The 318-nt window shown below is 29.6% G+C and carries 1 protein-coding gene; it reads left to right on the top strand.

What is annotated here, in order from left to right; translation table 11 throughout:
• Nucleotides 1-132 precede the first annotated feature (132 nt).
• Nucleotides 133-318, top strand: a 186-nt coding sequence (locus EII42_RS12655) for an ATP-dependent metallopeptidase FtsH/Yme1/Tma family protein (RefSeq protein WP_233558424.1), incomplete at its 3' end; no start/stop codon positions are given.

A 318-nucleotide genomic window follows, 5' to 3' on the forward strand; every position in this document is an offset into this window, starting at 1 on the left:
AAAAAAGTCACCGCACTTTTTCATTTAATAAATAATGAACAATCAATGTGATAACTTTAAATCCCCATGGATTTATAGTATCTTGTAACAAATTATTAACTACTAAAATATGGAGTTCAAACCTTGAACGATATGGTGAAAAATCTAGTCCTTTGGATTGTTGTTGCAGTGGTGATGATGACCGCTTATCAAAGTTTTAGCGGAAGTTCATCAAGTAATGCAATTGATTACACTACATTTATTAGTGATGTAGAAAATAACCAAGTTTCAGCTACTAAATTTAATGAAGTAGGTGAAATTTTTGTCACTAAAAAAGAT

Origin of the sequence: Tessaracoccus sp. OH4464_COT-324, from assembly GCF_003932855.1 — a bacterium.
GTDB lineage: Bacteria > Actinomycetota > Actinomycetes > Propionibacteriales > Propionibacteriaceae > Arachnia.